The sequence below is a fragment of the Brevibacterium sp. Mu109 genome, assembly GCF_900169375.1.
GTDB lineage: Bacteria > Actinomycetota > Actinomycetes > Actinomycetales > Brevibacteriaceae > Brevibacterium > Brevibacterium yomogidense_A.
This window is the reverse complement of the sequence record NZ_FXZF01000010.1, coordinates 39,913-64,657: the sequence shown is the minus strand read 5'-3', so window position 1 is coordinate 64,657 and position 24,745 is coordinate 39,913. Positions and strand designations below refer to the sequence as shown.

General features: G+C 71.1%; 17 protein-coding genes, 1 tRNA gene and 1 pseudogene. 12 read left to right on the top strand and 7 right to left on the bottom strand.

The window, feature by feature from the left end:
• Positions 1 to 3 precede the first annotated feature (3 nt).
• From BSP109_RS07815 to BSP109_RS07800, 4 genes are all read left to right on the top strand, one after another.
• Positions 4 to 1,386, top strand: a complete 1,383-nt coding sequence (locus BSP109_RS07815) for a HesA/MoeB/ThiF family protein (protein WP_146001103.1) — start codon at positions 4 to 6, stop codon at positions 1,384 to 1,386.
• A gap of 62 nt (positions 1,387 to 1,448) precedes the next feature.
• Positions 1,449 to 2,324: a formate dehydrogenase accessory sulfurtransferase FdhD gene (gene fdhD, locus BSP109_RS07810; RefSeq protein WP_087003639.1), complete on the top strand. Its 876-nt coding sequence runs from the start codon at positions 1,449 to 1,451 to the stop codon at positions 2,322 to 2,324.
• Positions 2,325 to 2,377: 53 nt separating this feature from the next.
• On the top strand, positions 2,378 to 3,160 hold the full coding sequence (locus BSP109_RS07805) for an SDR family oxidoreductase (RefSeq protein ID WP_087003635.1): 783 nt from the start codon (positions 2,378 to 2,380) through the stop codon (positions 3,158 to 3,160).
• 167 nt (positions 3,161 to 3,327) lie between these two features.
• Positions 3,328 to 4,248, top strand: a complete 921-nt coding sequence (locus tag BSP109_RS07800; protein ID WP_101599930.1) for an enoyl-CoA hydratase-related protein — start codon at positions 3,328 to 3,330, stop codon at positions 4,246 to 4,248.
• 323 nt (positions 4,249 to 4,571) lie between these two features.
• Here the strand turns inward: BSP109_RS07800 and BSP109_RS07795 are convergent, their stop codons facing one another.
• Positions 4,572 to 6,095 carry an OFA family MFS transporter gene (locus BSP109_RS07795; RefSeq protein WP_087003629.1) on the bottom strand — a complete coding sequence of 508 codons (1,524 nt, stop codon included), beginning with the start codon at positions 6,093 to 6,095 and terminating at the stop codon, positions 4,572 to 4,574.
• A gap of 250 nt (positions 6,096 to 6,345) precedes the next feature.
• Between BSP109_RS07795 and fdnG the strand changes: the two are divergent.
• From fdnG to BSP109_RS07770, 4 genes and pseudogenes are all read left to right on the top strand, one after another.
• Positions 6,346 to 9,516: pseudogene (gene fdnG, locus BSP109_RS07785) on the top strand (formate dehydrogenase-N subunit alpha); the annotation flags it as partial.
• 416 nt (positions 9,517 to 9,932) lie between these two features.
• Positions 9,933 to 11,240, top strand: coding sequence for a 4Fe-4S dicluster domain-containing protein (locus BSP109_RS07780; protein ID WP_101599928.1), 1,308 nt, complete (start codon positions 9,933 to 9,935; stop codon positions 11,238 to 11,240).
• Positions 11,237 to 12,451: an NrfD/PsrC family molybdoenzyme membrane anchor subunit gene (gene nrfD, locus BSP109_RS07775; protein WP_087003617.1), complete on the top strand. Its 1,215-nt coding sequence runs from the start codon at positions 11,237 to 11,239 to the stop codon at positions 12,449 to 12,451. The genes BSP109_RS07780 and nrfD overlap by 4 nt, the downstream gene beginning before the upstream one ends.
• Positions 12,452 to 12,624: 173 nt before the next feature.
• A complete protein-coding gene (locus BSP109_RS07770) occupies positions 12,625 to 13,455 on the top strand; it encodes an oxidoreductase (RefSeq protein ID WP_087003613.1) in 831 nt (276 codons plus the stop codon).
• Positions 13,456 to 13,788: 333 nt separating this feature from the next.
• Here BSP109_RS07770 and selD read toward each other — a convergent pair whose 3' ends face one another.
• Positions 13,789 to 14,799 (bottom strand): selenide, water dikinase SelD, encoded by a 1,011-nt coding sequence (gene selD, locus BSP109_RS07765; protein ID WP_087004265.1) that lies wholly within the window; start codon positions 14,797 to 14,799, stop codon positions 13,789 to 13,791.
• Positions 14,800 to 15,050: 251 nt separating this feature from the next.
• On the opposite strand from selD, the gene BSP109_RS17695 reads away from it, so the two are divergent.
• On the top strand, positions 15,051 to 15,239 hold the full coding sequence (locus BSP109_RS17695; RefSeq protein WP_256970139.1) for a hypothetical protein: 189 nt from the start codon (positions 15,051 to 15,053) through the stop codon (positions 15,237 to 15,239).
• A 40-nt stretch (positions 15,240 to 15,279) separates the two neighbouring features.
• Here BSP109_RS17695 and BSP109_RS07755 read toward each other — a convergent pair whose 3' ends face one another.
• From BSP109_RS07755 to BSP109_RS07735, 5 genes are all read right to left on the bottom strand, one after another.
• Positions 15,280 to 16,128 carry an ABC transporter ATP-binding protein gene (locus BSP109_RS07755; protein ID WP_101599927.1) on the bottom strand — a complete coding sequence of 283 codons (849 nt, stop codon included), beginning with the start codon at positions 16,126 to 16,128 and terminating at the stop codon, positions 15,280 to 15,282.
• A 45-nt stretch (positions 16,129 to 16,173) separates the two neighbouring features.
• Entirely contained in the window at positions 16,174 to 17,361 is a 1,188-nt protein-coding gene (locus BSP109_RS07750; RefSeq protein ID WP_101599926.1) for an MFS transporter, read from the bottom strand.
• Between the two features lie 20 nt (positions 17,362 to 17,381).
• Entirely contained in the window at positions 17,382 to 18,041 is a 660-nt protein-coding gene (locus tag BSP109_RS07745; RefSeq protein WP_087003605.1) for an MBL fold metallo-hydrolase, read from the bottom strand.
• Between the two features lie 133 nt (positions 18,042 to 18,174).
• Entirely contained in the window at positions 18,175 to 19,857 is a 1,683-nt protein-coding gene (locus BSP109_RS07740; RefSeq protein ID WP_101599925.1) for a TIGR01777 family oxidoreductase, read from the bottom strand.
• Entirely contained in the window at positions 19,854 to 20,855 is a 1,002-nt protein-coding gene (locus tag BSP109_RS07735) for a carboxylesterase (RefSeq protein WP_101599924.1), read from the bottom strand. The genes BSP109_RS07740 and BSP109_RS07735 overlap by 4 nt, the downstream gene beginning before the upstream one ends.
• Before the next feature lie 161 nt (positions 20,856 to 21,016).
• On the opposite strand from BSP109_RS07735, the gene BSP109_RS07730 reads away from it, so the two are divergent.
• The 3 genes from BSP109_RS07730 (at position 21,017) to BSP109_RS07720 (ending at position 24,712) form a co-directional block, all read left to right on the top strand.
• Positions 21,017 to 21,108 (top strand) — tRNA-Sec (locus tag BSP109_RS07730).
• A gap of 146 nt (positions 21,109 to 21,254) precedes the next feature.
• Positions 21,255 to 22,727 carry an L-seryl-tRNA(Sec) selenium transferase gene (locus BSP109_RS07725; protein WP_257944603.1) on the top strand — a complete coding sequence of 491 codons (1,473 nt, stop codon included), beginning with the start codon at positions 21,255 to 21,257 and terminating at the stop codon, positions 22,725 to 22,727.
• Positions 22,724 to 24,712, top strand: a complete 1,989-nt coding sequence (locus tag BSP109_RS07720; RefSeq protein WP_101599922.1) for a SelB C-terminal domain-containing protein — start codon at positions 22,724 to 22,726, stop codon at positions 24,710 to 24,712. The genes BSP109_RS07725 and BSP109_RS07720 overlap by 4 nt, the downstream gene beginning before the upstream one ends.
• Positions 24,713 to 24,745 lie beyond the last annotated feature (33 nt).

The window sequence follows — 24,745 nt, the reverse complement described above, 5'->3', positions numbered from 1 at the left end:
GGAGTGAGCCCTACCGGTCGCTATGCCCGGCAGATCCGCGTCCCCGGTGTGGGGGAGTCGGGTCAGGAGAAGCTCGCGCAGGCACGCGTGCTGCTCGTGGGCGCGGGCGGGCTGGGCAGCCCGGCCGGTCAGTACCTCGCGGCGGCCGGGATCGGGACGATCGGGATCGTCGACGATGACCGCGTGGAGGTCAGCAATCTGCATCGGCAGGTCGTGCACCGGACGCAGGACGTCGGCAGGCCCAAGGTCGACTCCGCCGCAGATGCGCTGCGGGCACTGAACCCCGAGGTGACGGTCGTGACGCACGACCTGCGCCTCACCCCCGACACGGTCATGGAGGTCGTGGAGGGGTACGACGTGGTCGTCGACGGGGCGGACTCGTTCGCCACCCGCTACGTGGTGTCGGATGCCTGCACGCTCCTGGACATCCCGCACGTGTGGGCAGCGGTGCTCACCGACGGCGGTCAGCTGAGCGTCTTCCACGCCTCCCGCGGGCCGATCTACCGCGACCTGCTGCCCGTCATGCCGCCCGCCGGCGCGGTGCCCAGCTGCGCGGTCGCCGGTGTGCTGGGCACGGTGCCGGGGGTGCTCGGCACGGCGATGGCCGGCGAGGTGCTGAAGCTCGTGCTGGGGATCGGCCGGCCTGCGATCGGCCGCGTGCTCGTGTACGACATGCTCACCGCGGAGTGGGAGACGGTGCCGCTCGCGCGCTCGCCCCGCGTTGCCCGGCCGCAGACCGCCGCGGACGTGGGGCGCGGCGTCCCTCGACAGGTGAGCGTGACGCAGCTGGCGGGCGTGGTGGGCGCGGTGAGCGCGGTGGGCGCGCCAGGCGCATCCCGCGCGCCGGTGCACCCAGTGCAGCCATTCGCCGCCTCCGTGTCCGAGACTCCGGTGCAGGAACCGGCGTCTGAGACACGCAACCGGCGAACGGGCGACCGGTCCCTCGCCGCGGGGCTGGTCGTCGACGTGCGGACCCCCGCCGAGGCCGCCCGCGGGATGATCCCCGACGCCCGCCTCCTGCCGCTGGACCGGATCGAATCTGACCCCGAGGACGCGGTCGCTCAGCTGCGCGAGTGGTCGGCGCAGATCGACGCGGTCGACGTCTACGTCCACTGCCAGGCCGGTGCGCGCTCCGCCCGCGCTCTCGAGGTGCTGGGCCCCCTCGTGGATGTGGACGCAGGGGCCCGGGGGGATGTGGACACGGAGACCCGGGGGGACGGGGCGCCGCACCCGGCGCTGAGGCTCCATGACGTGGTGGGCGGGTACGAAGCGTGGGCCCGGGAGTTCCCGGACACCGGTGCGCGATCGGAGGATGCCGACGGACCGTGGGCGGCCGCCGGACGGGACGCAATCTCCCGACAGGAGTCTGCCACCGGACGGGAGTGATCACCGGCCGGGAATGGGAGACACTGGGGGGGCAGCTCGTGAGCGGAGTGCAGGAGGCGGCGATGCGCAGGACGGTACGGACGCGGGTGCGTCGATTCGACGAGACGGGCCTGATCGATGCGCGGGCGGATTCGCTGGCGGGTGAGGAACCGCTGGAGGTGCGACTCGACGGCGAGCAGTTCACCGTCACGATGCGGACTCCGGGCGACGACGTCGAGCTCATCGCGGGCTTCCTCCTGAGCGAGGGCATCGTGACGGAGTGGAAGCAGATCCTGCGCGTGGACTTCTCGACGGGCATCGACCCGGACGGCACGCGGAACCTCAACGTTGCGCGGGTCGTCCTGGAGCCGGGGACCTGGGATCGGGATCGCTACCAGGCGCGGCAGATCTACACGTCGTCCGCGTGCGGCATCTGCGGCACGGCCTCGATCGAGGCCGTCCAGCGCACGTCCACGTACCCGATCGTGCTCGACGCGATGAGCGAGGACGGCCCCGTCGCCTCCCCTGCGATCACCTCACGCGTGCTCCTCTCGCTGCCGGACGCCATGCGCGAGGAGCAGAAGCTGTTCGGGTCCACCGGTGGAGTCCACGCCGCAGGTCTCTTCCGCATGGCGCGCGACGCCGGCGGAATCGCGGACTCCGCAGAACTGGTGGCGGTGCGCGAGGACGTCGGACGCCACAACGCCGTCGACAAGGTCATCGGATGGGCGCTGCAGGAGGGGATGCTCCCGCTGTCGGACACCATCCTCCAGGTGTCGGGCCGCGCCAGCTTCGAGCTCGTGCAGAAGGCCGCGATGGCGGGGATCCCCGTCCTGTCCGCCGTGAGCGCGCCCTCCGGCCTGGCCGTCGAGCTGGGTCGCGAGCAGGGCATCACCGTGGTCGGCTTCAACCGCGGCACACGGTTCAACGCCTACTCCCATCACGAGCGCATCGCGTAGTACTCACGACAGCAGACCACAGCGCAGAACACACAGCAGTGAAGGGGAGCGACATGGATCTGGGAATCGCAGGCAGGCGCGCGGTCGTCTGCGCATCGAGCGCGGGGCTGGGCCGCGCGTGCGCGACGGAGCTCGCGCGGGCGGGAGCCATCGTCATCCTCAACGGACGGCGGGCGGACGCGCTCGAGGCGACAGCGCAGGAGCTCCGCGATGAGACGGGCGCGGACGTCCGCACCGTCCTGGGCAGCGTCTCCGAACCCGACGTGCAGGATGCGCTCATCGCCGCGGCGGACGGCGCCGTCGACATCCTCGTCAACAACAACGGCGGCCCGCCCTTCCGCGCCTTCACCGATGTGGACGACGACGACATCCGCGCCGGCGTGGAGAACAACATGGTCACCCCGATCGCGCTCGCCCGTCGCGTGCTGGACGGCATGGTGGAGCGCCGCTTCGGCCGCATCGTGAACATCACCTCGTCCTCGGTCAAGATGCCGATCGCCGGGCTCGACGTCTCCTCCGGCGCGCGTGCCGGCCTCACAGGGTTCCTCGCCGGGATCGCCCGCGAAGTCGCCCACGCCAATGTGACGATCAACTTCCTGCTGCCGGGGTCGTTCGACACCGACCGGCTGCAGTCGGGGCAGTCGCTCACCGCCCAGGCGTCGGACCGGTCGATCGACGAGGTCCGCGGCACCGCGGCCGCCGCCATCCCCGCCAAGCGGTTCGGTGACCCGGACGAATTCGGTGCGGCGTGCGCGTTCCTCGCCTCCGATCGGGCCGGCTACATCACCGGCCAGAGCCTGCTCATCGACGGAGGCGCCTACCGCGGCATCCTCTGAGACGAGGCTGGTCTGTGACATCGGCCCTGCCTCTGAGACGAGCAGGGTCTCTCCCGTCGGCAAGGTCTCTGCCGCCGGCCCGACCTCTGAGGCGGACCCGGTTCACAGTCTCATCGAACGAACGATAGATTAGTGGGACCGCCCGGCTTTCAACGAGGAGAGTGGACATGACCGCTGCTGACCAGCAGGCATCCGCCCGCGAGTACACGACGCTCGACTACGAGGTCACCGACCGCATCGCGCTCATCACGATCGACAACCCGCCCAGCCGGAACGGCTTCAACGGCACGATGCGGGACGAACTCATCGCCGCTGCTCAGCGTGCGGACGGCGACGACGGCGTCCGGGCGGTGGTCCTCACCGGTCGTGGGAAGTTCTTCTGCCCGGGCGCCGACCTGAGCGGCGGGGAGTCGACGTTCGACTTCACCTCGGAGAAGCACGCGGAGAGCGACGAGACCGGTGAGCTGCCGACGGTCGACGGGCACCGTCGCGATGGCGGTGGGCAGGTGTCGCTCGCATTCGCATCGATGCGCAAGCCGATGATCACCGCCGTCAACGGCGCCGCAGTGGGCATCGGTGCCACGATGACGCTGCCGACGGACATCAGGATCGCCTCGACCGAGGCCCGGTTCGGCTTCGTCTTCGCGCACCGCGGCCTGGTGCCCGAGGCCGCCTCCAGCTGGTTCCTGCCGCGCATCGTCGGCATCACGCAGGCCCTCGACTGGGTCTACACCGGGCGGGTCTTCGACGCCGAGGAGGCGCGTGCCGCGGGCCTCGTGTCCCGCGTCGTCGCACCGGACGAGCTGCTCGAGACCGCGATGGACATGGCGCGGGCGATCGTCGACCGCGCGTCGGCCGTGTCGCTGGGTGCCAGCCGCCAGCTGCTGTGGAGCATGCTCGGAGCCTCGTCCCCGTGGGAGGCGCACCGGCGCGACTCGCGGCTCATCTACGAGATGGGCCAGCTGGCCGACGCGAAGGAGGGCGTCCAGTCGTTCCTCGGCAAGCGGGCGCCGGAGTTCGAGATGACGGTGCCGAAGGACTATCCGCAGTACCTGCCGTCGTTCCCGGATGCGGACCGCATCGACTGATCGGCTGCGCACAGCAGTTGCGTCCCGCGTCTCGGTAAGGGTAGGTTGACCTTACCTGATCGACGGTGCGCTGGATCCGAGGACCGTGAGACGAAGTCGGAGAGTGCCGATCGGGGCCGACCCGTGACGGGCGATCGGCCGACGTGTCGACGGCCTCCGGGCTGATGGCCGGTCGTCCGCGGGTGCACGGCGGATGCGCCTGGGATGCAGCAGGCGCTCCCGTCAGAGCGAAGAGGCGGCGGAGACGATGAGGGAGTCTCCGCCGCCTCGTTCTGTGCTCGGCCGACGAACCAACAGCCGGCAAACAGTCAGCCGATGAACGCTCAGCCGACGAACAGTGCGGCCGCACGGACTGCGGTCTCGCCCAGGCCGTAGAGCAGGCTGCCCACCACGACCACCGCCAGGACGATGGCGACCGTCGTGTGCACCGCACCGGCGCCCCCGGCGGCGGTCTGCTGGTGGGCGACGGCGGCCTCGGACGCGGCCTCGCGGTCCTCTTCGCGCTTCGAAGCGACCATCATGCTGTCGGAGAAGTGCTTCTCCGCCACCGGACGGATGAGGAGGTTCCCGGCCAGGCCCACCACGAGGATCCCGGCCATGATGAAGAGGGACACGCGGTAGAGCTCGAAGCCCTCGCCGCCGCCGGAGCGGGAGCTCTCCACGATCGAATTCACCAGCAGCGGCCCCGCGACGCCGGCCGCGGACCACGCGGTGAGCAGGCGGCCGTGGATCGCGCCCACCTGGTACACGCCGAAGAGGTCCTTGAGGTACGCCGGCACGGTGGAGAAACCGCCGCCGTAGAACGACAGGATGATGAGCGTGGAGACGACGAACAGGGCGATCGACTGCGAGCCGAAGCTGGCCAGCACGAAGTACAGGCCTGCGCCCACCCCCAGATAGAGGATGTAGATGTTCTTGCGACCGATGTAGTCGGACACCGTCGACCAGATGAACCGCCCGCCCATGTTCGTGAGCGACAGCAGCCCGACGTACCCGCCGGCCGCGACCGCGGTGATGCCGAACGAGGACTGGATCATGGGCGAGGCGCTCTCCAGGATGCCGATGCCGGCGGTCACGTTCGTGAAGAGCGCGACCCAGAGGAACCAGAACTGCGGGGTCTTCAGCGCCTGATTGGCGGAGACGGACCCGGTCGTCTGCAGGGGCTTCGACGCCGCCTTCTCCGGGTCGTAGCCCTTCGGCTTCCAATCCGGGTGCGGCAGTCGGATCACGTAGGCGCCCATCGCGATGACGACGAGGTAGAGGACTGCCAGCGTGAGGAACGTCTGCATGATCCCGTCGGCCATCGAGTCGGGGCCGCCGCCGAAGAACACCATGAGTGCGTTCGAGGCCGGGCTCGCGATGAGTGCACCGCCGCCGAACCCCATGATGGCCAGGCCCGTCGCCAGGCCCGGGCGGTCCGGGAACCACTTCATGAGGGTGGAGACGGGCGAGATGTAGCCGATGCCCAGCCCGATCCCGCCGATCACCCCGTAGCCCAGATAGACGAGCCACAGCTGGTCCATCGCGATGCCGGCGGTGGCGACGAAGAAGCCGACGACCCAGAAGCTTCCCGCGACCACCATGGACTTCCGGGGGCCCGCTCGTTCCACCCAGGTGCCGCCGATCGCAGACGAGATGCCGAGCATCGCGATCGCCAGGGAGAAGATCCAGCCGATCGCGACGTCGCCGCCCTCGCCCATGCCGAAGTGCTCGGCGAGTGGGTTCTTGAAGACGGAGAAGGCGTACGCCTGGCCGATGCTCAGGTGGATCGCGAGGGCCGCCGGAGGGATGAGCCAGCGGTTGAAGGTCACGGGCGCGATGATCGCCTCGCGGTCGAGGACGGACATGGGAGCTCCTTCGCTCTGCGTGTTCCGGCGCGTACCTGTTCGCGGGGGCACGATCCGGTGATCGGCCGGAATCGTGCCTCGGCACATCATTCCCGCCAGCGGGCCCCGTGTCGATGCCCGGGCACAGCGGAGCGTCAGCCGGTGGTGGTCCACCGGCTGTTGTCGAACCGTCCTCCGGTCCCCGTCCGGCCGTCGATTCACTGCTGAACGCACCACTGGTGAGAGGCCCGTTCACTGGTATCGTGGCCGCATGGCGAGGTTCAGTCCGCTCGAATGGCCGGTCCTCAGGCAGTTCCGATCCGGTGACGTCACCGGTCGCGGTCCCTCCGTGACGTCGGGCAAGACGCGTGCGACGAAGCCGCGCACCTCCACCTCCGATGCCGTCGTGAAATCCGTCTGCCCCTACTGCGCCGTGGGCTGCGGGCAGAACGTGTTCGTCCGCGACAACAGGGTCGTCCAGATCGAGGGCGATCCGGACTCGCCGATCTCGCGCGGGCGCCTCTGCCCCAAGGGCGCGGCCAGCGAACAGCTCGTCAACTCACCGGGCCGCGTCACAGACGTCCTCTACCGGGCACCGCGTGCCAAGGACTGGCAGACGCTCGACCTCGAGACCGCGACGGACATGATCGCTGACCGCTTCCTCGAAGCCCGCCGGAAGCACTGGCAGGACGCGGACGAGCACGGCAGCCCGCTGCGGCGGACGATGGGAATCGCCAGCCTGGGCGGCGCGACCATTGACAATGAGGAGAACTACCTCATCAAGAAGCTGTTCACCGCGGCCGGCGCGATCCAGATCGAGAACCAGGCGCGCATTTGACACTCCGCCACGGTTCCCAGTCTGGGATCCTCGTTCGGTAGGGGCGGCGCCACCCAGCCCGTCCAGGACATGGCGAATGCGGACTGCATCGTCATCCAGGGGTCGAACATGGCCGAATGCCACCCCGTCGGCTACCAGTGGGTCGTCGAAGCGCGCATGCGCGGGGCGAAGGTCATCCACGTCGACCCCCGGTTCACCCGCACGACCGCGAACGCGGACAAGCACGTCCCGATCCGGGCGGGCTCGGACATCGTGCTCCTGGGCGCACTCATCCACGGGGTCCTCGAGCAGGACCTGTTCTTCGACGAGTACGTGCGCCACTACACGAACGCAGCGAACCTCATCAGCGAGGACTACCAAGGGCCGGAGGACCTCGAGGGGCTGTTCTCGGGCTTCGATCCCACGACGCACACCTACAACAACGCGACGTGGCAGTACGCGCTGGACGAGGACGGCGAGCCGCTCGTCGACCCGACGCTCGAGGACCCGCGGACGGTCTTCCAGATCCTCAAGCGGCACTACGCCCGCTACACGCCCGAAGCGGTCGAGACGACCTGCGGCATCAGCCCGAAGGACTTCGACTACCTCCTGCGCGCCGTCACGGAGAACTCGGGACGCGACCGCACGACCTGCTTCGCCTACGCCGTCGGCTGGACCCAGCACTCGCTGGGGGCGCAGTTCATCCGCACCGCGTCGATCCTCCAGCTGCTGCTGGGCAACATGGGCAGGCCCGGCGGCGGCGTCATGGCGCTGCGCGGTCACGCGACGATCCAGGGCTCGACGGACATCCCGACGCTCTTCAACCTGCTGCCCGGCTACCTGCCGATGCCGTCGGCCGTCATCCACGACCGCTTCGATGACTACCTCACCGGGGTCGGCAGACCGGAGACCCAGAAGGGCTTCTGGTCGAACGGGGATGCCTACACCGTGAGTCTGCTCAAGGCCTGGTGGGGCGATGCGGCGACGGAGGACAACGACTTCGCATTCGACTACCTGCCCCGCATCAACGGCGCGCACGGCACGTACCAGACGGCGGTGCGGATGCTCGAGGACGGCGTGGACGGCTTCTTCGTCCTCGGCCAGAACCCCGCAGTGGGATCCGCCAACGGCCGCATGCAGCGCATGGCGATGAGCCACCTCAAGTGGTTGGTCGTGCGCGACTTCTCGCTCATCGAGTCCGCCACCTGGTGGAAGGACGGCCCGGAGATCGAATCCGGCGAACTCGCCCCGGAGGACATCGACACGGAGGTCTTCTTCCTGCCCGCGGCCAACCACACGGAGAAGGCCGGCAGCTTCACCCAGACCCAGCGCCTGGTGCAGTGGCGCCACAAGGCCGTCGACCCGCCGGGGCAGGCGCAGAGCGAGCTCGACTTCTTCCACACCCTGGGTGTGAAGATCCGCGAGCGGCTCGAGGGCTCCGAGGACCCGCGTGACCGTCCCCTGCTCGACCTCACGTGGGACTACCCGATCGACGAGCACGGCGACGTCGACGTCGAAGCGGTGATCCGCGAGATCAACGGCTTCCACATCGGCGGCGAGGACGACGGCCGGCCGGTCGACGGCTTCAACGAGCTGCGCGGCGACGGGTCCACGGCCAGCGGCTGCTGGATCTATGCGGGCGTCTACGCGGGCGGCGAGAATCAGGCGGCGCGCCGGAAGCCCCGCACGGAGCAGGACGAGACCGCGCTGGAATGGGGCTGGGCGTGGCCGGCGAACCGACGGATCCTCTACAACCGGGCGTCCGCGGACCCCGAGGGCCGCCCCTGGTCGGAGCGCAAGCGCCACGTGTGGTGGGACGCGGACGCCGGACGCTGGACGGGCAGCGATGTGCCCGACTTCCCGGCGGATCGCGCCCCGGGCTCGACGTTCGAATCGGCCTACGGCGGCACGGGCTCCCTGCGGGGCGACGACCCGTTCATCATGCAGGCGGACGGCAAGGGGTGGCTCTTCGCCCCGTCGGGCATGATCGACGGTCCGCTGCCCACCCACTTCGAGCCGCAGGAGTCGACGGTCCGCAACCCGCTCTACCGGCAGCAGAACAACCCCACGCGGATGACGATGCCGCGCGAGGACAACCTGTCCGCACCCGGCGCGGGACTGCCCGGCTCCGAGGTCTACCCCTACGTCTTCACGACCTACCGCCTCACGGAGCACCACACCGCGGGCGGCATGTCGCGCTGGCTGCCGTACCTCTCCGAGCTGCAGCCGGAGATGTTCTGCGAGGTGTCCCCGGAACTGGCTGCGGAAGTGGGCCTGGAGCCCTACGGCTGGGCGACCATCGTGTCCCCGCGCGCCGCGATCGAAGCCCGTGTGCTCGTCACCAAGCGCATGCGGCCGCTCACCATCGCGGGGCAGACGATCCACCAGATCGGCCTGCCGTACCACTGGGGCGCGGGCGGCGGCGGTGCCGTCGTCGAGGGCGACTCCGCGAACGACCTCCTGGGCGTCACGATGGATCCGAACGTCTTCATCCAGGCGTCGAAGTCGCTGGCCGGTGCGATCATGCCGGGCCGGCGCCCGCGCGGTCCGGACCGCCAGGACCTCGTCGAGAAGTTCCGCAGCGAAGCCGGCCTCACGGAGGAGTCCGGCAACCAGCACGTGACCGTGCCGCCCGAGTACGTCGCCGCGTCGGTCGCCGCCGGCCACCTCGCGGAGCCGCTGTCCCAGGAGGAGCTCGAGGTCGCCTACGGGCCGCACGGCCCCGGCTGCACGTGCGACACCCCGATGGTCGAGGGTGCGGACTTCCGGCGGGCGGAGCAGCCGACACCGATGACGCACACCCACACGGACGACCGCACGGGTCGGGTGGGGATACTGCCCGGCGCCGAGGCCGTGGCCGAGGGGCCTGCCGGCGGTAGCGTGGGAGAACCCACGGCGGAGACCCCACGGGGCGACGTCGAGGAGGCTGCGCAGGAGCCGGCGGAAGAAGACGCCGAGGTGCGTGACGACGCCGACGGGCCCGGGGATGGTCGGGCGCAGGACGACGACGGCGGGCCCCGGACTGAGAGGGAGGACGACCGATGACGACGCAGGTCCGACGTGAGACCCTCGCGGAAGGAACATCCGCGAGCGGGTCCCCGGCGGCGGAGCCGCTCCTCGCGGATCGTCTGGGCGAGCCCACCGAGCACGCGAGCTGGGGCTCGCAGGCCCACGCGCGCAAGGGCTTCTTCACGGACACGTCGATCTGCATCGGCTGCAAGGCCTGCGAGGTCGCGTGCAAGGAGTGGAACCGCAATCCGCAGGACGGGACCTACGAGCTCCTCGAATCTTCCTACGACAACACCGGTGGCCTGGGCGCGAACACCTGGCGGCACGTCGCATTCATCGAGCAGGACGGCGACCGGATCGAGAAGGCCCGCGAATCGGGCCGGAAGCTCGTGGGTCTGGGGATGCCGACGGTGGGCCCGCCCGCGGGGGCGGCGACGACCTCGGGAGCGGCGGCCTCGAACGAGGACCCGGCGACGGCCTCGGGCGGGGGCTGCTCCGGGTGCGGCCCGTCCGGCTGCGGACCATCGGGCTGCGGGCCGTCCAGCGGCGGGGGCTGCGGCTCTAGTGCACCGGCCGACGCGGCGATCGGTGCTGGTCAGCCCAGCGGGGCGACCGTCACGACGGACGTGCTGGGAGGCCTGCTCGACGGGGGCGGGACCGGAGTGCCCGCGGATCTGTCGGGCATCGACACCACGCCGCCGGACACCGCGGACTTCCGCTGGCTCATGTCCTCCGACGTCTGCAAGCACTGCACGCACGCCGGCTGCCTCGACGTGTGCCCCACCGGCGCGCTGTTCCGCACGGAGTTCGGCACCGTCGTCGTCCAGAACGACGTGTGCAACGGGTGCGGCACGTGCGTGGCCGGCTGCCCGTTCGGCGTGATCGAGCGGCGCGACGACGGCACGATCAACACGCCGACGGACCGTGACGACCGCAGGGCGTCGGAGATGGATGTCCCCGACGCGGGCACCGCGAACAAGTGCACGCTCTGCTACGACCGGCTGCTCGAGGGGCAGGAGCCGGCGTGCTCGCAGACCTGCCCCACGCAGTCCATCAGGTTCGGCGACCGCGAGGACATGGTCGAGAAGGCCGAGGTCCGGGTGCGCGATCTGCACGCGAAGGGGCTGACGGAGGCCCGACTGTACGGAGCGAATCCGCACGACGGCGTGGGTGGCACCGGGTCGGTGTTCCTGCTGCTGGACGAGCCGGAGGTCTACGGACTGCCGCCGGACCCCCGCGTGCCCACGAAGGATCTGCCGGGCATGTGGGCGAGCGCGGGCGCGGCCGCCCTGGGCATGATCGGGGTCGCGGCCCTGTCATTCCTGGGAGGGCGCCGATGACGACCTCGCCGTACGATTCGTACCGTCCGCCGGACGGGGACCGGAAGCGCCGCCGCCGAGGCGGTGGTCGGGGCGGTCGCGGGGGACCGGGTGGCCGTGGTGGTCCGGGTGGCCGCGGCTGGATGAACCGCGGCGCCGACGGCGGGCGCGAGATGCCCATGGTCGAGGACGTCGAGTTCACCTCCTACTACGGCCGACCCATCGTGAAGGCCCCGCCGTGGGGCGACGAGATCAGCCTCTACCTCTTCCTGGGCGGCCTGGCCGGCGGCTCGGCGCTGCTGGGATTGGGCGCTCAGTTCACGGATCGGCCGGCGCTGCGGATGAGTACGCGGTTCGTGTCGCTGGGCGCGGTGGGTGCGGGTGCGCTCGCCCTCGTCGCGGACCTGGGGCGTCCGGAGCGCTTCCTCAACATGATGCGCACCGTGAAGATCACCTCGCCCATGAGCCTGGGGTCGTGGATCCTGGGCGGGTTCGGCACGGGAGCCGGGGTGGTCGCGGCCATCGAGGTCGACCGGCTGACGGGCGAGCGGATCCCCCTGGGGCCGCTGAAGCCGCTGCGGACGGCGCTCCATGCGCTGGAGACGCCTGCTGCCCTCGCCTCGGTCGTGTTCGCTGCCCCTCTGGCGTCCTACACCGGCGTGCTGCTGGGTGCCACGGCCGTGCCCACCTGGAACGCGGCGGGCCGGAACGGTCTGCCGGTGGTGTTCGCGGCCTCGGCGAGTGCGGCGGCGGGCGGCACCGCGATGGTGACGACTCCCGTCGACCAGGCCGGTCCCGCGCGGATCTTCGCGCTTGTCGGCACCGCGGCGGAGCTCGTCGCGATGAAGGTCATGAAGGACCGGATGCACCCGGTCGAGGTCGAGCCCATGGAGACCGGCGAACCGGGAGACAAGCTGCATCGGGCGGAGATGCTCGCGATCGCTGGCGGTGTCGCGACGGCCGCGCTCGAGGTGGGGGTACGGCTGCTGGGACGGCGTGCTGCGCGCGGGGCAGGCCGCGGGCAGACAGCCGTGCGCGTGGGTCTGCAGGTCGCGTCAGCAGCGGCGGGAGCGGCACTGGCGGGGGCCTCGGCGTTCACGAGGTTCGGGGTGCTGGAAGCAGGCATCGCCTCCACGACGGACCCGCGCCACGTGGTGGAGCCCCAGCGGGACCGGCTCGAGGCGCGTCGGGCCGCCGGCATCACGCACGATTCGATCACGACCATCGGCTGAGGGGCTCAGTAGCTGAGTGGTCGGAGCAGGTGAGGGGCTGAGCGGCCGGAGCGGCGGACGGCCGGACGACAAGGAGGTCCGGCCCGAGCGCTGAGCCCACGCGGTTCCGGTCCGTGCAGTCCCGGGCCGGGGGTTCTAGTCTTGGGGCAGGATCACGACGAAGGAGACCCACGATGTCGACATGGCTGATCACCGGATGCTCCACGGGGCTGGGGCGGGCGCTCGCCATCGCAGTGCTCGAGGCGGGCCACGACGCGGTCATCACGGCGCGCGACCCGCAGGTGCTCGCGGAGCTGGGTGATTCGTACCCGGAGACCGCAGCCGTCGTGCCGCTGGACGTGCGCGACCACGACCAGATCATCGCGGCGGTGGATGTGGCGAAGGACCGGTTCGGCGGAGTGGATGTGCTCGTGAACAATGCGGGCTACGGCTACAGGTCCGCCCTCGAGGAGGGCGACCCGGCAGAGGTCGAGCAGCTCTTCGCGACGAACTTCTTCGGGGCCGTCGACGTCATGAAGCAGGTGCTGCCGGGCATGCGGGAGCGCGGGGCGGGCACGATCGTGAACGTCTCGTCCATCGCGGGGCGGACGTCGCAGCCGGGGTCGGGGTACTACTCGGCGACGAAGTTCGCGCTCGAAGGCGCCTCCGATGCGCTGTCGAAGGAGGTCGGGCCGCTGGGAGTGCGGGTCGTCATCGTGGAGCCCGGCGGGTTCCGGACGGACTTCGCGGGGCGGTCGCTCACGCAGTCGGCTGTGCCGATCGAGGACTACGCGGACACCGCCGGCCTGCGGCGGAAGGAGAACGCGACGATCGATGGCCGCCAGCCGGGCGATCCCGTGCGCGCTGCCCAGGCGATCCTGCAGGTGGTGGCCTCGGACAATCCGCCGCTGCGCTTGCTGCTGGGGTCGGACGCGCTGCGCCGCGCCGAGGGCGAGCTCGTCGGCCAGCGCGCGGACATCGACGCGTGGGTCGACGTCACGCGCAGCACCGACTTCCCGGAGTGACCTGACTTCCCGGGGTGAACTGACTTCTCGGGGTGAACTGACGTCCCGGAGTGACGGTGCGGCTGGTGCCTCGTTCCAGATCCACCGCCTCGTCCCGAATCGTCGAGTGAGTGCAAAGCGGACCATCCGGGCGGTCGTGGGGACGGGTTGTACTCACTCGAGTGCCGCAGTGAGGTGGCCACCAGTCACCGGGGCACAGTCGGCGGCCATCAACCACCTGTCACTGGGGCACATCGAGTCGACACTCCTGCACGTCTCGGCCCCGATCCGTGTGCAGGAGTGCCGCCTCGACGAGGGATTGGTGCAGGAGTTCCGCCTCGACACACGTCGCGCTCACCGCACGTCGATGCCGTCTCCCGCGACCGTCTCGCCGATGACGGGGTAGCCGGGCACCTCGCCGACGACCAGCAGCCCGCCTGAAGTCTGGGCATCCGCGAGGACCAGCAGATCGTCCTCCGTGATCCCCGCATCGGCGCGGACGTGGGGCCGCACCCAGTCGAGGTTCCGGCGAGTGCCCCCGGACACGAACCCGTCGCGCAGGGCCTCCGCCGCGCCGTCGATGAGCGGAACCGCCGCCCGGTCGATCACCGCGCCCACGCCCGAGGCCCGCACCATCTTGTGCAGGTGCCCGAGCAGTCCGAAGCCGGTGACGTCCGTGGCGGCCTTCGCCCCGGCGGCCAGAGCTCCGTCCGCAGCATCCCGGTTGAGCGCGGTCATCGATGCGATCGCCGCATCGAACACCTCGCCCGTCGACTTGTGGCGGTTGTTGAGCAGGCCCACTCCGATCGGCTTCGTGAGGGTCAGCGGCAGACCCGCGACAGCAGCGTCGTTGCGCAGCAGCCGGTCCGGGTGCGCGGTGCCGGTGACGGCCATGCCGTACTTGGGCTCCGGGTCGTCGACCGAGTGGCCTCCGATCACCGGGGTGCCCGCCGCGTTCGCCACGTCCAGTCCGCCGCGCAGCACCTCGCTCATGAGCTCCATCGGCAGGACTTCGCGCGGCCATCCGACGAGGTTGATCGCGACGATCGGTGTGCCGCCCATGGCGTAGATGTCCGACAGGGCGTTCGCCGCGGCGATCCGGCCCCAGTCGTAGGCGTCATCGACGACGGGAGTGAAGAAGTCAGCGGTGGACAGGACCGCGAGCCCGTCCTGCACCCGGACGGCTGCGGCGTCATCGCCGTCGTCCAGGCCCACGATCACGTAGTCGAACTTCTGCCCGGAGAGTGACGAGAGGGCGGTCTCCAGTTCCCCCGGGGGGATCTTGCAGGCACAGCCCCCGCCGTGCGCCATGGAGGTCAGTCGGACCGGGGGTGTCTGGATCGTCGGTGTCTGGATCTGCGGCATCTGCTGGTCAGCGTCCTCGGTACCCATATCCGTGAGTGTACGTACGATCGGCGGCCCGTCGACACCCACTGCGCTCGATCCCGTGCTCACTGCCACGGACCCATTGCCGCACACGCCGCGTCGCATCCTCGTCGCGGGTGTGTCCGGGGCGGGCAAGACGACCTTCGCGGGACGGATCGATGCGACCACGGGCATCCCCCACACGGAGATCGACGGCCTGTTCCACGGCTCCGGAGGGGCCGCTCACAGATGTGTTCAGGACCCCCGACCACATCCTCCGGTGGGCGGTCTCCACGCGGCGCAAGTACGCGACGCTGGTGCCGCGCGTTGCCGCCCGAATCCCAGGCCTCGTCATCGTGCGACTGCGGACACCCGCCGAGGCCGCGGCGTGGCTCAGCGGCCCACTCGCCTCTGCGCAGGGTCAGGCGGCGGGCCGCTGAGCGGTGGGGTCCGGCGGGTCGGCCGTCGTGACGGCGACGGTCACGCGTGCCCGGCGCCTGCTGGGCTGAGACGTGCGGGATGCGGAGCTGATCTGCGCCGGTCGGACCGGGCGCCCCAGCGGCCGTCTTCGCGGTGGACCGCGATCGGGTGGTCGAATGTGGCCGTCACGTTGTCCGTGGTGAGCACCCGGTCTGCCGGCCCGTGGTCCAGCAGGGCGCCGTCGCGCAGCAGCAGGGCATGGGTGACGGAGCTCGGGATCTCCTCCAGATGGTGCGTGACCAGGAGAGTCGTGAGGTCCGGGTGCGTCACGGGCAGGACGTCGAGGGTCTCCAGCAGCTGTTCGCGTGCGGCCACGTCCAGGCCCGTCGCGGGTTCATCGAGCAGGAGCAGCTCGGGCTCAGTGAGGAGAGCGCGCGCGAGGAGAGCTCGACCACGCTCGCCCTGCGAGAGGGTGGGCCACGTGGCGCTCACCCGGTCAGCCAGACCGAAGATCGACAGCAGGTGGTGTGCGCGTTCCTGCTGTTCGGGGGTGGGTGTCCAGCGCAGCATGGTCTCGACTGTGCCGGTCAGACCGGTGAGCACGACGTCGAGGGTGGTCAGCTTCGACCGCAGAGGATGACGGGGATTCACGTGCCCGATCCGTTCGCGCAGCGCGCGCAGCTCGACGCGGCCCAGACGGTGCCCCAGCACGTCGACGGTTCCACTGGTGGGGTGCGCCGTCCCGCCTGCCAGGCTGAGGATCGTGCTCTTCCCCGCACCATTGGGACCGAGCATCACCCAGTGCTCTCCGCGCCCCACGGCGAACGAGATGCCGGGGAGGATGACGGTGGAGGCGCGGCGGACGGTGACGTCAGCGAAGGCGAGTGCGGTGGCGCGGGGATCGGTCATGGATGTCCTCGGGATCGTCGGTGGCGGAGTGAGGTGGGTGGAGGATCACGACGTTGCGGAGCGGGGGTCCTTGAGGCCCAGAAGGACCACCCATGCGAGCGCCGGCAGGGCGATGAGCGGCAGGAGCGCGTACTCGAGCCCCACTCGGTCGCCCAGTGCGCCGATCGCGGGGGACGCGAGCCCTCCCACGGAGACGGCCAGGCCCAGGGTAACCCCACTGGCGGTGCCCATGTGCCGTGGCAGGTAGTCCTGGCCCAGGCTGACATGCAGGGAGAACGGCACGTACAGCACGATCGAGGCCAGGGCGATGAAGAGGTAGGCGACCGGCCCGGGGATCAGCAGCATCCCGGCGACGATCGGCACAGCGAGCAGGTAGGCCCACCGGAGGATCGTGGTGCGCGGCCAGCGGCGCGCGAGGTGTCCGCCGATCGCCGTGCCGAACGCGCCCCCGATGTAGAAGACGAAGAGGGATGCGCTGGCCAGCGTCTCACCGACGTCGCGGTGCACGCTCATGAAGAGCACGATGAACGAGCCCATTCCCACGAAGACGATGGACCGGCAGATGATCGCGATCGACATCCGCAGGAATGCCGGCCAGTCGTCCCTCGCCCCGGCCGCACTGCTGCCCGCTCGTCGCGCGGTCACCGGTGCGGGCGAGTGGAAGCGGCCGATGAGTCCGACGGCGACGATGCCCGTCAGCGCCGGGATCACGAGCAGCGGCGCAGCCCGCAGTCCGAAGATCCCGACGGTCGCGGCGACGAACAGCGGGGAGACGGCGAAGCCGATGTTGCCGCCCAGGGAGAACCAGGACATCACGACGTGATCGTCGCGGCTGATCTCACGTGCGCGGCTGGCCCCCGCGGGGTGGAAGGCGGCGACTCCCGCACCGGAGACGGCGGCCGCGAGCGCCGTGATCCAGAAGGATTCGGACAGGGCGATCGCGCCGACTCCCACGCCCGCGAAGAGGATGCTCACAGGGATGAGCCACCGCATCGACCAGCGGTCGCCGAGGGCTCCGAAGAGCGGCTGGATGACCGAGGAGGACAGGGAGGACGCGAGCACGATCCCGGCCGCGGCAGCGTAGGTGTACCCGCGCTCCAGCACGAGGAAGGGGACGAGCGCGGCGATCGCGCCCTGGTAGAAGTCGACGCTCGCGTGGGAGTACGCCAGCAGCCGCGCCCCATGACGGGCGCTGCGCGATACGGGCGTGGAGAGCGGGGCGGACGACGTCATGCGTCCTATCCTGCCGCAGTTCAGTCGCCGACCTGCAGTACCTCTCCGAGCCCCAGTCGCCGGTACTCGGCACCGCCGATGAGCCCCGGCAGGATCTTGTCGGCGATCTGCCTGCCCTCCGCGGACAGGATCGCATCGTGGATCGGGACGACTGTGGTGGGGGAGACCTCGGCGGCGTAGTCGGCCGCCTCGGCGAGCTTCATCCACGGAGCGCTGACGGGCAGGGCCAGCAGCTCGACCCGCGCGTCGTCCGGCAGTCGGGGGAAGGAGTCTCCCGGGTGGAGGACGACCTCGTCGATGAGGAAGGCGAGGTTGGAGACCTGCGGCAGGCTCGGATGGATGACGGCGTGCTGCCCGCCCAGCGCCCGGACGCGGAATCCGGCCGCCTCGAAGTCGTCCCCCGGCCCGGTGACGTGCACCCGGGCGACCGGGGCACCAGCGGTGGCCAGGGCCTCGGCGACGGATCCGGGTGCCCACACCTGCAGGTCGGGAGAATCGGCCATCGCCGCCGCGAGCCGCTCCGGCTCGACATGGTCGGCATGCTCGTGGGTGATGAGGACTGCCGCGGTCCGTTCGAGCAGTCGCGGATCGGTGAAGGATCCGGGGTCGATCGCGAGCCGTGCGCCGTCGCGCTCCAGCCGGATACCGGCGTGGCCCCACACTGAGAATTCGAGTGCCATGAGTACTCCTTCCGCGCCGCGTGGGCGCTCACGGACGGGGCTGGGGGATCTGACCGTCTCCACCGTAGACGGGGAAGGTCTGCAGTGGGAGTGGCGTGCGGAGGGCTCGGCGGACGTCATCGGAGTGGTGCCGTCACCGAGGCCCCAGCTCCTCTGTGAGGCAGTCGCCGAGGCCCGGGTGGGCGAAGTCGAACCCCGCCCGTTCCAGCGCGGTCGGCACCGCGTGCTGCCCGGCGAGCGCGAGTTCGTCCGCGCCGTCCTCACCCAGCAGCAGGGCGGGGCCGAACCGAGGCGCTCGGAGGAACGCAGGGCGGTGCACGTGGGAGCCCATCGCCTTCGCGAACTCCTTCTGCCGCACGATGCCCGGCGCCACGGCGTTGACCGGCCCCGTCAGAGTCGCATCGACGATCGCCCGCGCATAGACCCGCACGAGGTCGTCGTGGCTGATCCACGGGAACCACTGCTCGCCGGAGCCCAGCGGACCGCCGCCGCCGGCGAGGTACAGCGGGACCTGCAGCGCGAGGAGCCCGCCCAGTCCGCTCATGACCAGTCCGGTGCGCACGGAGACGCGGCGGACCCCGGCGGATTCGACGGCGGCGGCCTCGGCCTCCCAGGTGCGGCAGACCTCGGCGAGGAAGCCGTCGCCCGCAGGCGCTGCCTCATCGGCCGGCGTGCGTCGGTCCGTCCCGTAGAGGCCGACCGCCGATGCGCAGATGAAGGCTTCGGGACGGTCCTGCTCCGGCAGGGCTGCGATCGTCGTGGCGAGCAGGCGCGTCGTGTCGATGCGCGAGGTGAGGATCTCGTCCTTCGCCCGGTCCGTCAGTCGGCCGCCGATGCTGCGGCCCGACAGGTTGACGACCACGTCTGCCCACGCGAGGTCCTCGCGCAGCAGGTAGCCGGCCTGCGGGTCCCAGCGGGATTCCTGATCGGGGCGCTCGCCGGTGTCGGAGAGGGGGCGTGTGTCGTCCGCGGAGGTCGTGCCGGGGGCGGCCGCTGCCGAGGCCGTGGCAGGGTCGCCTGCTGTGCGGGCCCGCGCTGCGCTGCCGGCCGCAGGCTCGTGCCGGACCAGCCGACGCACGGTGTGGCCTGCGGTCATGAGCAGGGCGCACAGCTGGGTGCCGACGAGCCCCGATGCGCCGGATATGAGAATGCGCAGCGGCCGCGCGCCGCCGATCGTGGGCGCATCGATCTGACGGAGGAAGTCGAACTCCCGGTGCAGCCTGTCGGTGCGAGCGGCGAAGGTGCTGCGCAGGGTCTTGAGGAGCTGGTTCTCCGGGATGCGCGCTCCGGGCAGGCGGGAGAGTCGCGACCCGATGCGGGAGCCCAGCTCCGTGTCCGTGAGCAGGGCGGCGCGGGGAAGTTCGACGGTGACGTCGTCCTCGACGGAGGTGGCGATGGCTTCGGTCGAGGAGGCCGGGTCGCCGGCGGAGCGGAACACGTGCCGGTGCTCCCACGAGCGCAGCGGCGCCAGCGGCGAATCGACCATGAGGTCGCCGAAGCCGAAGGCGCTGCCGGTCAAGGCAGTGGGGGAGTTCTGCTGCGGGTCGGCATTCTGCGGGTGCGCTGCGAGCGGCGCGACGCCCGGGTCGTCCAGTGCGAAATGCTCCGACTTCCACGGGACGCGCACGGATCCCCGTGAGCCGGGGACCGCGATCTTCATCGATGTGCGGGTGCCGGGGGCATTCGGGTTCCCCTCGGCGACGACGGTCTGCGCCCAGTGGGGTGAGAGGCGGGTGACGGCGCCGGGCAGCGAATGCCAGCGCACCACCTGATCGAGCGGCGCGGCGATGGTCTCCTGCGAGTGGAAGCGGGTCATGGTGAGTCCTCTCGGGTCGGGTGTGTGGTCTGCGGGCAGGACTGCGGGAGGGCGATGACGTCGTCCGCGGTCCGCGCGAGCACCTCCAGCATCTGCGAGAAGCCGGGCTCCTCGACCGGGAAGTGGCCGCTGCCGTCCAGCATGTGTGAGGCGTGACCATACCCGGCGAGGCGGGAGTGGAAGGTGAGGGACACATCGGCGGGTGTCCAGCGGTCCTCAGCCGGGTGCACGAGGGTGGTGGCCGGGCCGGAGTAGTCCTCCGGGGCGACGAGCGGGCCGTCCGTCACGAGCGTGCGGTACCAGCCCAGCGGCATCGCGCCGGCGCCTCCGCGGTCGTCGGTGGTGACGGCCTCGGCGAGGCCCGGGTCGTTCGCGATGAGCTCCATCGGCGCGATCGTGGCGAGGGGGAGGAAGGCGGAGGCCAGGGGACCTCGGGCCAGGGTCAGGGAGGTGGGTACGACCGGTGCGATCTGCGGCCAGCGGGAGATCCGGCGCAGGACCGCGACGTCGGAGAGGTCCAGCAGGCAGGTTGCGACTACGGCGTCGACGTGCGGGGAGACGGCACCCAGGTCGTAGGCGAGCATCCCACCCATGCTCGCGCCGATGGCGATGAACGGCCGGTCAGCGATCCGAACGGTCAGTCCGAGGAGGAGCTCCTGCCAGTCTCCGTAGGTCACGTCCGGGTCGTGGGCGGGGCGGGTGAGGCCGTAGCCGGGCAGATCAGCCAGCACCACCTGGATGCCGAGGGCCGCGATGTGAGCGGCGAACGGGCGCATGGCCGCGGCGTTGCCGCCCGCGCCGTGTATGAGAAGGGCTCGGACGGGCGCATCATCGCTGCCGATCGCCTCGACATGGACATCCCACCGCCTGTGCCGCCAGGTGCCCATCCGCACCTGCGTCCCCGCGGGGACGGGGCGGACGAATGTTTCGTACCGGCGTGCGTGGGAGGTGAGGGTCGTGAGGGGGACAGCGGGATCGAGCAGGGATCCGAGGCTCATGGGGGCGAGCCTACGGCCGGCGCGGACCGACGGACAGGTCGAGAGCTCAACACTCGAGCGATTTCCGCCGTGGAATCACTCGAGTGTTGAGCTCTCGGCGACTCAGGTCGATCTGCCGCATGCGCTGCTGCGCGGTCGCGACCCCTGATAGATTCGCGGGCGGAGGCGTCTGCGTCCTGGTGGTCGTCCCGGTCTTCAAAACCGGCGAAGCTCAGTATCTGGGCTTGGCGGGTTCGATTCCCGTCCGCCTCCGCCGAGCTTCCGTCGTCCGAAGGAGGGCCCGTGGCGCACGATCCCCGCACGCAGGCAGGCGGTACCGCCGGCGATGATCCCGTCCGCGGCACCGGCGAACCAGCCCACGGCGACCCAGCCCGCGGCACCGGCGACCCCCGTCGCCGCATCCCCCGCACCGACGCCCTGCTGGCCCTGCCGCCGGTGGAAGCCGCAGTCGCCTCCCTGGGCGAGAGCGTCGTCAAGGGGCTCATCCGAGCCACGCAGGATCGTGCCCGCACCGGCGCCATCGCGCCCGAGGCCGTTCAGACGGAGCTGCTGACCGCTCTCGGCACTCAGCGCGCCTCCTCGCTCACACCGGTCCTCAACGCCACAGGCGTGCTCGTCCACACGAACCTGGGCAGGGCGCCGCTGTCCCAGGCCGCCCGGACGGCGCTCGCCGACGCGGCCGGATACACCGACCTCGAGTTCGACCTCGCCTCCGGGTCCCGCTCCCGCCGAGGCGCCGGGGCCCGCGCGTCCCTGCTCGCTGCCTGCCCGGCCGCCGAGGACGCCCTCGTCGTCAACAACGGCGCCGCCGCCCTCATGCTCGCGACCACCGCCTACGCGCAGGACGCGTCCGTCCTCATCAGCCGGGGCGAGTTCGTCGAGATCGGGGCAGGCTTCCGCCTGTCCGACCTCATCGAGTCCGCGGGTGTTGTTCTCACCGAGGTCGGTACGACGAACCGGACGCATCTGGCCGACTACTCACGAGAGTTCGAGCGGTCGGACGCGTCCGCGGACGCGGGTGGTGTCACCTACCTGCGCGCCGTCGCGTCTCCACCCATCGGTGCGGTTCTCAAGGTCCACCGCTCCAACTTCCGCATCGACGGATTCACCGCGGAATCGTCGATCGCGGACCTGGCGGCGCTGTGTCATGAGCGGGACGTGCCGCTCATCGTGGACCTCGGCAGCGGGCTGCTGGAGCCGGATACACGACTGCCGGAGGAGCCGGATGCCGCGACCGCGCTCGCCGCCGGGGCGGACGTCGTCATCGCATCCGGAGACAAGCTGCTGGGCGGTCCGCAGGCGGGGATCCTCCTGGGCCGGGCGGACGTCATCGCGACTCTGTCCCGCCACCCGATGGCGCGGGCGGTGCGGGCCGACAAACTCACGCTCGCCGCGCTCGAGGCCACCCTCGCAGCCGGCGAGCCGCCCGTCCACGAGGCACTCCACCTCGACCCCGAGGTCCTGCGCCTCCGCACGGAACGCCTCGCCGCCGCGCTCGACGGGCAGATGGCTGCGCGCATGGAGCGGATGCAGTCCGGTACCGGCGTGCCCGAGCGAGCAGTCGAAGGTGCGACCGCGGATGCGGATCAGTCGCAGCCCCGCCGAAGCCTCGTCGCCGCGCACGTCGTGCAGCACGCCGGCCGCGTGGGCGGGGGCGGCGGCACCGGAGTCGATCTGCCCGGTTGGGCGCTCGCCGTCCCCGAGGCCGCGGCTGCGCCCCTGCGCACCGGCACCCCCGCGATCGTGGGCCGGGTGCACGAAGGCCGCTGTCTCATCGACCTGCGCTGCGTGCCGGAGGACCGCGACGGCGACATCGCGACCGCCATCGTCGACGTGCTCGCGAACCTGATCCCGGAGCCGGACTCACGATGACGCGGCCAGGGTCGTTCGTCGTCGCGACGGCCGGGCACGTGGACCACGGCAAGTCGACGCTGGTGCGCGCGCTCACGGGCACCGAGCCGGACCGCTGGGACGAGGAGAAGCGCCGCGGCCTCACCATCGACCTGGGATTCGCGTGGACGGCGCTGCCCAGCGGCCGCGAAGTCTCCTTCGTCGACGTGCCCGGGCATGAGCGGTTCCTCGGGAACATGCTCGCCGGGATCGGGCCCGCCCCGATCGTCCTCTTCGTCGTCGCCGCCGACGAAGGGTGGATGCCGCAGTCGGACGACCACCGCGACGCGATCGCGGCGCTGGGCATCCGGCGGGGCCTGCTCGTCGTGACCCGGGCGGACCTCGCTCCGGATTCCGTCGCTGAGGTCGTCGCCCGCTCCCGCACGGAGCTTGCGGGAACAGGCCTCGCCGAGGTGGAGGCGGTCTCCGTGTCCGGGACGACAGGGGAGGGGCTCGATGCGCTGCGGGAGGCGCTCGATCGCGTGCTCGCACAGGCTCCGGTACCGGACACCGGTGCGCGCGTGAGGATGTGGATCGACCGGGCCTTCAGCATCTCCGGTGCGGGGACGGTGGTGACCGGCACGCTTGGGGCAGGGGTGCTGCGGCCCGACGACGCGCTCGTCATCGCAGGTGAGAAGGCTCGTGAGACGGTGACGATCAGGGGTCTGCAGAGTCATGACGCGGCTGAGGACGCACTGGCGCCGGTGACCCGCGCCGCGGTGAACCTGCGCGGCATCGCTGCGGACGACCTCGGACGCGGCGACGTCCTGCTGACCCCCGGCGCCTGGACGCTCACCGATACCGTCGACGTGCGCAGGGCGACAGGCGAGGACTTCGACGATGCCCCGCGCGAGCTGTCAGTGCACGTGGGCACGGCTGCCGTGCAGGCGAGGCTGCGACCGCTGGGCACCGAGCACGCCCGCCTCACCCTCGCCCGACCCCTGCCGCTCACCGTGGGCGACCGGATCCTGCTGCGGTCGACGGGCAGCCGAGCGGTGCGCGCGGGCGTGCAGGTGCTCGACGTCGACCCGCCCGCACTGGCGCGCCGCGGTGACGGCCGGCGCCGCGCAGAGACGCTTGCCGGCATGAGTGCCGAGGGGGACCTCCTCCACGAGGTCCGCCGCCGGGGTGCTGTGCCGGTCGCGCTGCTGACGTCCCTGGGAGTGGCCGTGCCGGAGGATGGGGCCGCGAGCGGCGCCGATGGTGGACGGCGTGGATTCGAGAAGACCGGCTCTCACGACCGTGAACCGCACCCAGCCTCTGCGCTGCCGGAGGGCGTCGTGCGGGTGCGCGATCTGCTGGTCGATGCGGAGCGGCTGGACGCGTGGGCGGCAGCGCTGGGAGACGCGGTCGAAGCAGACCACTCAGCGGACCCATTGTCGCCTGGTCTCACAGGGAAGGCAGCGGTCGATCGCCTGGGTCTCCCCGACCTCGGCGGTTTCGAAGAGGACCGTCAGCAGGCGGCGCAGGCGACCTCGGCGCTGTTGTCTGCAATCGTTCGGAAGAGCGGGCTTCTCGTCGAGGACGGGCGGATCCGGTCGAAGGCGGCGGTCCGCGGCATGGGAGCGGCCGAACCGGCGGTCCAAGCACTCGAGAAGGACTGGGCGGGGTCTCCGTACCGCGCGCCGGAGGCCCGTGACCTGGAGCGGTTGAGGCTGGGACCGCGGGAGATCGCGGCAGCGGAGAAGCAGGGCAGGCTCATCCGTCTGGGCGGGTCGGACGCTCGCGGGGGAGCGGGCGTGCGCGGCGGGACCGCAGGTCAGGGCGACAGCATCCTCCTGGGGCCGCAGGCACCCGCGCAGGCGATGCGGGTGCTGACGGGGCTATCGCAGCCGTTCACGACGAGCGAGGCGCGGAAGGCTCTCGATACGACGCGGCGGACTGTGATCCCGCTGCTGGAGCACCTGGACGCGCGGGGCTGGACGAGGCGGTTGGACGCCGGTCATCGGGAGGTCGTCGGCCGTTGAGAGTGCGGAGTCCCGGTGGGTCGCCCAGCGGAA